Raw genomic sequence first — 12,081 nt, forward strand, 5'->3', positions numbered from 1 at the left:
TTGCTGGCTAAGCAGAAGCAATTTATGAAAGTCATGGGGTGCAGCAGAATGACAGAAAAAATTATTGAACTGGATAATATTAGTGTTACTTTTAAACAAAAAGATCAAACGATCGAGGCTGTAAAAAATGTTTCTTTGGATATTAATAAGGGTGATGTCTATGGAATCGTTGGTTATTCAGGAGCGGGTAAATCAACTTTGGTCAGGGTTATTAATTTGCTTCAGAAACCCTCTTCTGGAAAAGCTGTAATCAATGGTGATGTTTTTTATGAAAATATTGATGGGCATGAGAAAATCATTGAAATCAATAAACTAAGAAAAAAACGACGCAAAATAGGAATGATCTTTCAACATTTTAATTTGCTTAATGAACAGACAGTTGTTCAAAATGTTGCCTTTGCGCTTAAACACAGCTCATTGAAGGAAAAAGAAATAACGAAAAAATCTTTGGACTTGCTGAAACTCGTCGGTTTGGAGGAACGTGCCAACGCATATCCTTCACAATTATCCGGCGGTCAGCAGCAACGTGTTGCTATTGCACGTGCATTGGCAAATGATCCAGAAATATTGATTTCTGATGAAGGAACTTCAGCTTTGGATCCTAAGAATACGATCCAAATTCTGGATCTGCTGAAACGTTTGAACAATGAATTGGGCTTGACAGTGGTTTTGATCACACATGAAATGGAAGCTGTTAAACGGATTGCTGATCGTGTAGCAGTAATGGAAAATGGTGAAATTATTGAAACTGGTAATTTATTGGACATTTTTGTGCACGCTAAGCATAAGCTGACAAGAGAATTTGTTGGGACGGAGAGCGGATCTGCTAAGGCATTGGCAACTTTGAAAGCTGCTAAGCTGGTCCAGCTTGATAGTGATCAAGAATGCATTCAGTTAACTTATATTGGCTCATCTGTCAGTGAGTCGCTGATAGTTAAGCTGTACAAGGATTTTGATATTATTGCCAGCATTATTTATGGTAATATTGAGATTCTTCAGGAGACACCTGTCGGAGCACTTTTTGTTATCGTTAAGGGAAGTGCAGAAAATCGTGAAAAAGCTATCACATTTTTAAAGGAACAGGATATTATTGTGACAAAAGTGGAAGCAGGTGAAATATTCAATGGCTGAGTTATTTACTAAGTATTTTCCGAATGTTGTTTATCAAGGTTGGGGCGGTGATGGCGGGTGGCTTCCAGCAATTGGTCAAACGCTGTATATGACGTTTTGGTCCGCTATTTTTGGTGGAATCTTGGGTCTCATATTTGGAATAGGTCTCGTTTTGACAGATTCAGATGGAATTCTACCCAACCGAGGGACTTTTAGTTTTTTTGATAAAGTCGTTTCCTTTTTTAGAGCCATTCCGTTTATTATTTTATTGGCGTTTATTGCACCAGTGACACAGAAAATCGTTGGAACGCAAATTGGAACAACAGCTGCACTTGTTCCACTTTCACTAGGTGTTTTCCCATTCTATGCTCGTCAGGTTCAAGTGGCACTGGCAAGTGTTGACCATGGAATTATTGAAGCTGCGCAGTCTCTAGGAGCCACCTTCAGTGACATCATTTTTGACGTTTATCTGCGTGAAGCACGTTCGGAACTGATAAGGGTGACAACTGTTACGCTGATCAGCTTGATTGGGTTAACAGCAATGGCTGGAGCTATTGGTGCTGGAGGTTTGGGTAATATGGCGATCGCTTATGGTTATAACCGCTTTGCAAATGATACAACCTTTATTGCAACTTTACTGGTATTGATCTTTGTGTTGCTTGTACAGTTGATTGGCGATTTTTTGGCGAGGATCTTGAATCATAAGAATAGCTGATTTAAAATTGCCAGCTTGATTTTTTAGAGAGATGCGATTATCTATGAATAAAAAAGAAAAATTGAAAATATTAACGGATCTGATTAAAATACGGTCTGTGAATGGCAATGAACTTGCTGTTTCTGAATACATTGTTGCGTTATTAAAAAAAAGGAATATAGCAGTTAAAATCGATCGTTTTGACGACAAGCGGGCAAATTTGATCGCCGAAATTGGTAAGTCGAGTAGTAAAGGCGCTCTGTGTTTTACTGGACATCAAGATACAGTCGCTGTTGCTGAAAGGGATAATTGGGAATATGGACCTTTTTCAGGACAGATTGTAGACGGAAAGGTTTATGGGCGTGGTGCTGCAGATATGAAGAGCGGACTTGCTGCCCAGATAATTATGCTAATTGAGCTAGTCGAAGAACAGCGTAACCTCAATGGTATAGTTCGTTTTGTTGCCACTGCAGGTGAAGAATATGGCGCGCAAGGTGCCTATCGCTTAAACTCTCAAGAAATAACAGAGGACATCGATGCAATGGTGGTAGGTGAACCGACAAGCGGACAAATCATTTATGCTCACTCAGGAAGTTTAAATTATCAAATTAGGAGTTACGGGAAATCTGCACACAGTTCCCGACCAGCACAGGGAATCAACGCAATCAGTGGGCTCGTACAATATATCAATGCAGAGAAAACATTGTTTGATGACACTCCATCAGATCCTTTTTTAGGGCGTGTTCAACACAGTGTCACCTTAATCAAAGGTGGACAGCAGGTTAATAGTATTCCAAGCTATGCAGAACTCTATGGTAATATCCGGCCTACAAAAAGTTTCAATAATGATCAGATTATTGAACGAGTACGGAATAAAATCAAGAAAATAAATCATGAGAGTCTATTCAAATTGGAATTTTCAATTGTTCATAATTTCTATCCAATTGGGACGTCGCCTAATAATAGTTTTGTAAAGCTTGCGCAAAAAATTGCATCTGAACAGTACAAGGATCGTGAGATTGATTTGAAAACAATTAATGGAGCAACGGATGCTAGCGTATTTATTCAAAGCAAACCTAATATGCCAGTTATTGTCCTAGGTCCAGATGCTTGGAAATCTGCACATCAAGCGAATGAATTTACAACAGTGGATAGTTATTTGAAGACAATAGAAATTTATAAAAAAATTGCGTTAAGTTTTTTTGAGTAAGCTTGGTATGCTCACTCTTTTGAAGAAACAGCTGCGAGAGATGATTGGATTGGAAGGAAATGGCTAATGAAATTTGACGAGTCACAGATGTTAAAGAAACTGCCAGCGCAATTTTTTGCAGCTCTGGTAGCAAAGGTAAATAAAAAAATTGATGCGGGAAATGATGTAATTAATCTTGGACAAGGGAATCCGGATCAGCCAACGTTTGATTATATTGTTTCGGCGCTTGGAGAAGCAGCAAAAGATCCAAGCACACATAAGTATTCACCGTTCAGGGGACTTGCTGAATTAAAGAAGGCAGCTGCTGATTTTTACGAACAAGAATATGGTGTTAAGGTCAATCCTGAAAAGGAAATCGCAATTTTAGGCGGTTCGAAAATTGGTTTGGTTGAGCTTCCATGGGCTTTGATGAATCCGGGTGAAAGCCTTCTACTGCCGGATCCGGGCTATCCAGATTATCTGTCGGGTGTTGCTTTAGGTAAAGTAAAGTATGATACGGTCCCTTTGCGCAGGGAAAATGATTTTCTGCCTGATTATAATGAAATTCCTGAAGAAGTTGCTCGCAAGGCTAAATTCATTTATTTGAATTATCCGAACAACCCCACTGGAGCTGTAGCAACGAAGAAGTTCTATCAGGAAACTGTTGCGTTTGCTCAAAAGTACGACATTGGTGTTGTGAGTGATTTTGCATACGGTGCGTTAGGTTTTGATAATTATAAAAATCCAAGCTTTCTGCAAGCTGAGGGTGCAAAAGATGTTGGAATTGAAATCTATACATTTTCTAAGACCTTTAACATGGCCGGCTGGCGTTTGGCATTTGCTGTTGGAAACGCAGAGATTATTGAAGCTCTAAATTTGATTCAAGATCATTTATTTGTCAGTGTTTTTCCGGCAATTCAAGAAGCTGGGATCGAAGCGTTGCGTTCAGAACAAAGAAGAAAAGAAGTTGATGCTTTAGTGGCACGCTATCAGCAGCGGCGCGATGCATTTATTTCTGAGGCGGCTAAGATTGGTTGGAATGCATTTGTTCCCGGTGGGACTTTTTATACATGGATGCCGGTCCCAGAAGGGTATACAAGTGAAAGCTTTGCTGATCTTTTATTGGATAAGGCCAATGTGGCAGTTGCTCCTGGAAAAGGATTCGGCCCAATGGGTGATGGGTATGTTCGGATCGGTTTGCTTGTTTCACCTGAAAGATTGATTGAAGCCGTGAAACGGATCAGTGAACTGCATTTATTCAAATAAAAATAAAAAGAAGGTATACGTGTTTTTTCAAGTGGATGTTGTGCAATCTCTGAATTAACCCTTATTCGAATTATTAAAAGGGTTTTTAGTGAAAGTTATCTCTGTTAATAAAAAACTAAAAAGTAGTAATAAAAGCGATCTCATATATAATATATGTGAAGAGCGCTTTTTTGTGTTTGGAATGGAGGTTGAGTTCATGCAGGATCAGCAGTTGTGGAAACAATTTATTTCTGGGGATGAGTTTGTTGTAAATGTACTGGATGCAAAGATAGCTGAGTCATGGAAGCTTTGCTCGCATGCTGAAATTGATCCGTACCTTGTCAAACCGCAAAAGATTCTTTCGGTTTTGGAACTAGTTAATAAACAACAGCAGTACAGTAACTTGATTGAAATTGTAAAAAAACAAATCAAAAAAGTTGAAGGTGATTTGCTTTTGAAACTGCCAGTTTTTATTTTAACAGATGAAACTGGTAATATTTTGTGGCGTGGTGGAAATATTCAAGCGCAAGAACGTGCAAACGAATTTTATTTCAAAGAAGGAACAAAGTGGACTGAACTCAATGTCGGAACCAATGCAATAGGTATTGCATTGAGAACTAAAAAAGATAAATATGTATCTTTGAATGAGCATTATGCTTATGCATCAAGACAATGGAGCTGCTCAGCTTCACCAATTTTCGATGAAACTGGTAGCCTTTTGGGGGTCTTGGATGTTTCGACATTACACAATGAGTCTGCCAAAGATGCATTTTTGTTGCTGACACTCCTAACACAACGTATTTCAAATATTTTGATAAGGGAAGACCTTGAACGGCAAAAAGAATTACTGCAATATAGTGTCCTTCACCAGCGGGATGATTTTTTGTGCGACACACATTTTAAAATAGTTAGCGTACCTGAAAAATATGCAGAATGTTTTGCCGTAGGCAATGATATCCATATGTACATCAAAGCAAAAACGATATACAAAAGCGAAAAAATATACTTTGAAAACAGACTGATTGGATATAAGGTGCGTATTTTTTCCGATTTATCTCCTCAAAATAAATTCTACTATCCCGGTGTTCCAACTGCCAACAAAACTTACCAGCAGTTTTTGCAACAAGTTTTACGCTTAGCTGATAGTAGTTTACCAATTCATCTTTTTGGAGAATCAGGTACAGGCAAAGAAGTGATTGCTCAAACAATCCACTATAACAGTCAGGTCAAAAATGGGCCGCTTGTGGCTATTAATTGCGGTGCTATAAATCAAAATTTGCTTGAGAGCGAACTTTTTGGGTACGCTCCTGGAGCGTTCACCGGCTCTAATGCCAAAGGACAGAAAGGAAAAATAGAACAAGCAGATGGGGGAACTTTGTTTTTAGATGAGGTTGAAAGTATGTCGGCACAGATGCAGACAGCTCTTTTGCGTGTAGTCGAAGAAAAAAAAGTCGTGCCGGTTAATGGCGAACCCAGAAAGGTTTCTTTTCGATTAATAACTGCCAGCAATCAAGACTTGCGTGATTTAGTTAACCAAGATAAATTTCGTAAGGATCTTTTTTATCGAATTTATGTCTGCCCTATCCAAATTCCTCCTCTGCGTGAACGGAAAGAAGATATCAAACAATTGATTGCAGCATTTTGTGAATCCAAAAAGTGGCGGATCAATTGGCAGAATGATATTTACAATATAAGCTGTGATTACCCGTGGTATGGAAATATTCGAGAGTTTAATAATTTTTTAGAGCGTTTGCATATATTCTATGAATCTCAAGTGCCAACACGTGAGCAACTCAAGAAATTGATAGAAGCCGGTGTTTTACCCAATGACAGCGTTAAGCTTGCAGCAGATGTTGAGGATATACCAAGCTATAGAAGGAAAAATGGAGCGGTTAAGGAAATCGATGAGCTACGGCAAAAATTAGAAAAAAATCATTATCATCTTAGCCAAACGGCTCGTGATCTGCATATATCAAGAACGACTCTTTATCGAAAAATGAAGAAATACGGCTTGAACAAGTAAAATGCACAAAAGTAGTATAACAGTTCAAATGCAACAAACTGTTACACATGAAACATTTTGTAGGTGTTTTATAGAACATCTGAATCTAAAATAAGACAAGATTGAACTAAGGTTTTTTAGCAGTCTATTTTTTACTTAAGTGTCTAAATGTGCATAAATTATGAAACGAATTATGTCTTGATTTTTCAAGTCATAGTTCGTTTTTTTGAATGATGAAGGATATAGATAGGAACATTGTTTGTAAAAATATACAAAGATTTGAAAAAAATAATTTATCCGGAAAGCACTCTTAAATTTTAATCATAGAAAAAGATTTAACATATTTGAGTCTTCAATTGCGCTTAGACATTATTGTTGGCATGAAAATTGCTTTTTATTTGAGTGAGAGAGTAAGAGCTTGACCAGAATTTTAGCGAGGAGGGATGCAAATTATGACAAGCTATGATATTGCGGTCATTGGTGCGGGCCCAGGGGGCTATGTTGCTGCAATTCATGCAGCGCAAATGGGGAAAAAAGTTGTTGTGATCGAGAAAAAAGATATTGGTGGAGTGTGCTTGAATGCTGGATGCATACCATCAAAAAGTTATTTGAAACACAGTCATTGGGCATTAGCTGCTCAAGAAGCTAGCAGGTTAGGGATTGCAATGGAGATAAAAAAAGTTGATTTTCCTAAATTAGTGCAGCGTAAAAACCGGGTTGTTACGACACTTCAAGGCGGTATCAAGCATTTATTTAAGGAAAACCAGATCACGTATATTGAAGGTGAGGCTTCTTTTACAGAAGATCATCAGTTAAAAGTTGACGGGGAAAAAATAGCTGCACGGGATATTCTTTTGGCAACAGGAGGACATCCATTTGTTCCGCCAATTGCAGGTGTCGATGAGGTTGATTACTTAACAACGGATACGTTCTTTCAAATGACTGAGCTGCCTCAAAAACTGGTTGTTATCGGCGGCGGTATCATTGCAGTCGAACTAGCTTTTGCAATGCAGCCGCTAGGCGTTGCAGTGACATTACTCGAAGTTGCACCAGATATTTTGTTAACTGAAGATGAAGATGCACGACTGATAATTAAAAATAAACTTGTAAGTATGGGTATCACTGTTAAGACTGGTGTGAAAATTAAACAGGTTTCTCGGCAAAAAATACAGTCAAGTGCGGGGACATACGAATTTGGACAGCTCCTGATAGCGACCGGTCGCAGAGCTAATCTAGAATTGGCAGAACAGGCGGGCATTACCTTAGACGAGAAGAAACGTTTTATCAAGGTCGACCAGCATTATCAGACTAATATCCCACATATTTATGCGATTGGTGATTTAATCAAGGGTTATCAATTAGCTCATGTTGCTAGTGCAGAGGGAATTCGAACAGTAGATATAATTTGTGGCAAGCAGGAGGACCCTGTAGCACAACGTTATGTTCCACGCTGTTTGTACACAGATCCAGAGGTTGCGAGTTTCGGCTTGAATGAGACTCAGGCAAGAGAAAAAGGATTTGATATTGTTGTTAAAAGTGCACCATATAGCGGTAACGGCAAGGCGATTGCTGGTGAAGAAACGAACGGTTTTGTGAAAATAATAAGCGAGAAAAAATATCATGAAATTTTGGGTGCTGTGATTGTCGGCAGTAATGCCACCGAAATGATTCACACTATTTTAGCTGTTTGTGAAGCAGAGGGAACGGTTGATGAGCTAGATAAGATTATTTTTGCACATCCATCCTTATCAGAATTGACGGGTGAGGTTGCTGCTTCATTATTTGGCAAAGCAATTCATAATTAGGGGATGTTAAGTTGTTTTAAAGTATGTTTTGCATTTTAACAATACAAGGAGGTAATAAGAATGGATAAATTAACAAAGGAACGAGCAGAATGGATTTATAAGAAAATGAATGACATTCGTAACTTTGAAGATGAGGTGCACCAAATATTCTCAACAGGATCAATCCCGGGTTTTGTTCATTTATACGCTGGTGAAGAGGCCATTGCAACCGGCGTTTGTGCGCATCTGACAGATAACGATTATATTACTAGTACTCACCGAGGGCACGGACATTGTATTGCCAAGGGATGCGATTTAGATAAAATGATGGCCGAAATATATGGCAAAGAGACAGGTCTTTGTAAGGGTAAAGGCGGGTCGATGCATATTGCAGATATTGACAAAGGTATGCTAGGAGCTAATGGAATGGTTGGTGGTGGTTTCCCAATTGCAATTGGAGCTGCTTTACGTAATAAATATCTGAAAACAGATGATGTTGCGGTTTGCTTTTTTGGTGATGGAGCTGCCAATGAAGGAACTTTCCATGAAAGTATCAATATGGCGTCAATTTGGAAGCTGCCGGTCGTTTTTGTAAATGAAAACAATTCGTTTGGTGAGGCAACTCCACAAAAATATGCTTCTGGATCTGAACACATTGCAGATCGTGCATCGGCATATGGAATTCCGGGTGAAACAGTTGACGGAAAAGACTTAACGGCTGTTTATGAAGCAGCTGGTAAGGCAATTGACCGTGCCAGAAAAGGTGAGGGACCATCAATTATAGAATGCATTACTTATCGTAACTATGGTCATTTTGAAGGTGATGAGCAGAAGTATAAAGCAAAGGAAGGCGGAGAAAAGAAGTTGGCTGATCGCGATTGCCTTAAAGAGTTTCGCAAATATGCAATTTCTAAAAAAATACTGAGTGCTAAAAAAGCAGATTCAATTGAAGCAGATTCAGTTGAAGACATTGAGCATGCAATCAAATTTGCAGAAGAAAGTCCGATTCCAAAACCAGAGTCTTTGTATGAAGATGTTTTTGTTGATTGATTTAAAAGAAAGGAGAATGCAAAATGGCTAGACGAATAACATTTATGAAAGCGATCAATGAAGGCTTGGACATGGCAATGGAAAAGGATGAACGTGTCATTCTTTTAGGTGAGGATATTGCTGGTGGGGCTGGAGTCGAACACTTGGAGAAAGAAAATGAGGATGCTTGGGGTGGGGTATTCGGTGTAACTAAGGGATTGATGCCTAAATACGGACGTGAACGTGTTATTGATACTCCAATTTCCGAAATGGGTTATATGGGAGCATCAGTAGGAGCTGCGGCGACAGGATTGCGGCCTGTTCCAGAACTAATGTTTAATGATTTTATTGGATTTTGTTTAGACACAATTTTGGCCCAAGGATCTAAAATGCGCTATATGTTTGGTGGTAAAGCAAAGATTCCAATGACGATTCGAACTTGCCATGGGGCAGGAGCTAGTGCTGCAGCACAGCATTCCGGTTCTTATTATGGAATTTTGGCATCTATTCCAGGAATCAAAGTGGTGGTTCCTTCCAATCCGTACGATGCCAAAGGACTTTTGATAGCGGCAATTGAAGATGATAATGTTGTTGTATTTTCAGAGGATAAGACGCTCTATGGGATAAAGGATGAGGTTCCAGAAGATTATTATAAAGTTGAGATCGGTAAGGCAAAAATAAAACGGGAAGGGACTGATCTTACGATCGTAACCATCGGCAAAATGCTTTATGTTGCCTTAGAAGTCGCTGATCGACTGTCGAAAGACGGGATTGAAGTTGAAGTTATTGATCTTATTACAGTCGCTCCATGGGACCAAGAGACTGTGATCACTTCGGTTAAAAAAACTGGACGTTTAATAGTGATCGATGAAGCTAATCCGCACAATAATACAGCAACGGACATCGCTTCAGTTGTTGGCGATCAGGCATTTGATTATTTAGACGGACCAATTAAAAAAGTATGCGCACCAAATACACCAGTTCCATTTGCAACGAATCTTGAACAATTGTATCTGCCTAATGCTGACCGTGTCCTTGAAACTGCAGCAGAACTGATTGATGATTTGAAAAAATAAGGGGGGTGTAAGCATGGCAACAGAAATTATAATGCCAAAACTTGGTTTGACTATGACAGAAGGAACCGTTTTTGAGTGGATTAAAAATGAAGGTGACGAAGTTAAAAAAGGCGAGATCGTCGCCACGATCAATTCCGAAAAGCTGACTGCCGATGTTGATGCCCCCGCAGACGGAACATTGATTAAAATAGTGGTTCCAGAGGGTGAAGATGCAAAGTGCAAGGAACCGATTGGATATATCGGTGCCGCGGGAGAAAAGATCGGAGAAGGTAGTGCCTCTGAGCAGGTACAGACACCGGAGAAAGAAACTGTCTCTTCTGAAAATAATGCAGGTGAACCAGCAAAACCTGGCGAGGATGAACCTAAAAAGTCAGATATGCAGATGGGGACAAGTCGTATTTTCATTACACCTCTAGCGCGTAAAATAGCTGAAGATAAAGGGTTAGATTATCGCCAAATTAAAGGTACTGGTGGTAATGGAAGGATAACCAGACGTGATGTTGAAAATTATGTTCCGGCTGAACAGCCTGCGATCACGGCAGCTGAAACTGCAATTGCAGGAGCTGGGTTAACGGGTATGCGGCAAATTATTGCACAACGGATGATGAACAGTTTACAGAACACAGCTCAAGTTACATTGCAGCGCAAGGCTGACATTACGAATTTGATGGCGTTTAGGAAAGACTTGAAACAGAAAGTTAACCAATCGTTAGTTGATGGGCAACTAAGTATTACAACATTAGTAGCCAAAGCTGTTATTCTGGCACTGAAAGATACGCCGACGATGAATGCTTGGTATCGTGACGGTAAGTATGAGCAAGTTGACAGTGTTAACATCGGCATGGCTGTAGCATTAGACGAGGGACTTGTGGTTCCAGTTGTTAAAGAAGCAGGTTCCATGACTTTAACCGAGCTGGGCCGATCTTTAAACACCGTGATAACGAATGCACGCGAAGGCACACTTGATAGCAGTGCCTATAGCGGCGGAACGTTTACAATCAGTAATTTAGGGCGAAGCGGAATTGAGTATTTTACACCAGTTATCAATCAGCCTGAGATTGGCATTCTTGGTGTTGGAACCTTACTGAATGAGCTCGCTTTTGGCGAAGATCAGGAAATTAAACAATTATCTAAATTGCCATTGAGTCTGACCTTTGATCATCAAATTATCGATGGTGCTCCGGCTGCTGATTTTCTGGCTGAAATTATTTCGTATTTGGAGGATCCTTACACATTGATGCTGTGAGACTAGATAAAAGCTTCTTGAGGACATAGGGTACTGAAGTGTCTCCCAGAGTTAGGGAAAAACCTAGCTTTGACGATCCACTTCGCCCAGCTGTTTTCAGGGTGCTTTTTTGATTTCATTTCAGAATACGTAGCATTTAGGTTTTAAACATAGGCAAGCTTGTGTTCAAAGTATGATTATACCCAAAATAAATCTAGTTATTTCGATTATCTAAGTAGTTTAGAATTTGAGTGACAATTTCTTCAGGGCTTGAACCATCTGTTTTGATAGTTAAATCAGCACATGCGTGGTATTGTGGTTGCCGATGTTTTTTTAAAGAGACCAAATCAGTCTTGTTCAATGAGTTTACAAGTGGTCGTTGGCTGTCTCCACTGACGCGTTCTAAAATTGTATCAGCTGCAGCCTCTAGCAGAATAACCGGAATTTCAGCTTTTTTCAAAGCCTTGAGATTTTCTGCTTGAACAGGAGTTCCACCACCAGTGGAAAGAACGCCATCTTGTGAGATAGTGTCCAACAGAACTTCATGTTCAAGTTGACGAAAATAGTGCTCACCGTGCTGACTGAAAATGTCTTTAATTGCAGTTCCCGCTACAACAGTGATTTGATCATCAAGATCAATATGCGGCAGTCTAAGTTGCTTTGCTAAAAGTTTGCCGACAGTTGTTTTTCCACTACCCATAAAACCAATCAAAATAGCTTTCATTAT

Annotated in this window: 10 protein-coding genes; 9 read left to right on the plus strand and 1 reads right to left on the minus strand. The window is 39.5% G+C overall.

Annotated elements, in window-relative coordinates; translation table 11 throughout:
• The first annotated feature begins 48 nt into the window (after positions 1 to 48).
• From FD20_RS07160 to FD20_RS07200, 9 genes are all read left to right on the plus strand, one after another.
• Positions 49 to 1,131 carry a methionine ABC transporter ATP-binding protein gene (locus tag FD20_RS07160; protein WP_057737169.1) on the plus strand — a complete coding sequence of 361 codons (1,083 nt, stop codon included), beginning with the start codon at positions 49 to 51 and terminating at the stop codon, positions 1,129 to 1,131.
• Positions 1,124 to 1,825 carry a methionine ABC transporter permease gene (locus FD20_RS07165; RefSeq protein WP_057737171.1) on the plus strand — a complete coding sequence of 234 codons (702 nt, stop codon included), beginning with the start codon at positions 1,124 to 1,126 and terminating at the stop codon, positions 1,823 to 1,825. Before FD20_RS07160 ends, FD20_RS07165 begins: the two co-directional genes overlap by 8 nt.
• Positions 1,826 to 1,868: 43 nt before the next feature.
• Positions 1,869 to 3,014 carry an ArgE/DapE family deacylase gene (locus tag FD20_RS07170; protein ID WP_057737173.1) on the plus strand — a complete coding sequence of 382 codons (1,146 nt, stop codon included), beginning with the start codon at positions 1,869 to 1,871 and terminating at the stop codon, positions 3,012 to 3,014.
• A 66-nt stretch (positions 3,015 to 3,080) separates the two neighbouring features.
• A complete protein-coding gene (locus tag FD20_RS07175; protein WP_057737175.1) occupies positions 3,081 to 4,259 on the plus strand; it encodes a pyridoxal phosphate-dependent aminotransferase in 1,179 nt (392 codons plus the stop codon).
• A 196-nt stretch (positions 4,260 to 4,455) separates the two neighbouring features.
• Positions 4,456 to 6,261: a sigma-54-dependent Fis family transcriptional regulator gene (locus FD20_RS07180; protein WP_057737177.1), complete on the plus strand. Its 1,806-nt coding sequence runs from the start codon at positions 4,456 to 4,458 to the stop codon at positions 6,259 to 6,261.
• Positions 6,262 to 6,692: 431 nt separating this feature from the next.
• Positions 6,693 to 8,045, plus strand: coding sequence for a dihydrolipoyl dehydrogenase (lpdA, locus tag FD20_RS07185; RefSeq protein ID WP_057737179.1), 1,353 nt, complete (start codon positions 6,693 to 6,695; stop codon positions 8,043 to 8,045).
• A gap of 60 nt (positions 8,046 to 8,105) precedes the next feature.
• Positions 8,106 to 9,074 (plus strand): thiamine pyrophosphate-dependent dehydrogenase E1 component subunit alpha, encoded by a 969-nt coding sequence (locus FD20_RS07190; RefSeq protein ID WP_057737181.1) that lies wholly within the window; start codon positions 8,106 to 8,108, stop codon positions 9,072 to 9,074.
• Between the two features lie 23 nt (positions 9,075 to 9,097).
• Entirely contained in the window at positions 9,098 to 10,129 is a 1,032-nt protein-coding gene (locus FD20_RS07195) for an alpha-ketoacid dehydrogenase subunit beta (protein WP_057737184.1), read from the plus strand.
• Positions 10,130 to 10,142: 13 nt separating this feature from the next.
• Positions 10,143 to 11,375 carry a dihydrolipoamide acetyltransferase family protein gene (locus FD20_RS07200; protein ID WP_057737186.1) on the plus strand — a complete coding sequence of 411 codons (1,233 nt, stop codon included), beginning with the start codon at positions 10,143 to 10,145 and terminating at the stop codon, positions 11,373 to 11,375.
• 193 nt (positions 11,376 to 11,568) lie between these two features.
• On the opposite strand, the gene FD20_RS07205 is transcribed toward FD20_RS07200, so the two are convergent.
• Positions 11,569 to 12,078: a shikimate kinase gene (locus FD20_RS07205; RefSeq protein ID WP_057737188.1), complete on the minus strand. Its 510-nt coding sequence runs from the start codon at positions 12,076 to 12,078 to the stop codon at positions 11,569 to 11,571.
• Positions 12,079 to 12,081 lie beyond the last annotated feature (3 nt).

Origin of the sequence: Liquorilactobacillus uvarum DSM 19971, from assembly GCF_001434935.1 — a bacterium.
Taxonomy (GTDB): domain Bacteria; phylum Bacillota; class Bacilli; order Lactobacillales; family Lactobacillaceae; genus Liquorilactobacillus; species Liquorilactobacillus uvarum.

Bases quoted from the DNA above. Each gene is read 5' to 3' on its own strand.
- FD20_RS07170 (WP_057737173.1), top strand. From the start codon at position 1,869: ATGAATAAAAAAGAAAAATTGAAAATATTAACGGATCTGATTAAAATA.
- FD20_RS07175 (WP_057737175.1), top strand. From the start codon at position 3,081: ATGAAATTTGACGAGTCACAGATGTTAAAGAAACTGCCAGCGCAATTT.
- FD20_RS07200 (WP_057737186.1), top strand. From the start codon at position 10,143: ATGGCAACAGAAATTATAATGCCAAAACTTGGTTTGACTATGACAGAA.
- FD20_RS07165 (WP_057737171.1), top strand. From the start codon at position 1,124: ATGGCTGAGTTATTTACTAAGTATTTTCCGAATGTTGTTTATCAAGGT.
- FD20_RS07160 (WP_057737169.1), top strand. From the start codon at position 49: ATGACAGAAAAAATTATTGAACTGGATAATATTAGTGTTACTTTTAAA.
- lpdA (WP_057737179.1), top strand. From the start codon at position 6,693: ATGACAAGCTATGATATTGCGGTCATTGGTGCGGGCCCAGGGGGCTAT.
- FD20_RS07190 (WP_057737181.1), top strand. From the start codon at position 8,106: ATGGATAAATTAACAAAGGAACGAGCAGAATGGATTTATAAGAAAATG.
- FD20_RS07195 (WP_057737184.1), top strand. From the start codon at position 9,098: ATGGCTAGACGAATAACATTTATGAAAGCGATCAATGAAGGCTTGGAC.
- FD20_RS07205 (WP_057737188.1), bottom strand. From the start codon at position 12,078: ATGAAAGCTATTTTGATTGGTTTTATGGGTAGTGGAAAAACAACTGTC.
- FD20_RS07180 (WP_057737177.1), top strand. From the start codon at position 4,456: ATGCAGGATCAGCAGTTGTGGAAACAATTTATTTCTGGGGATGAGTTT.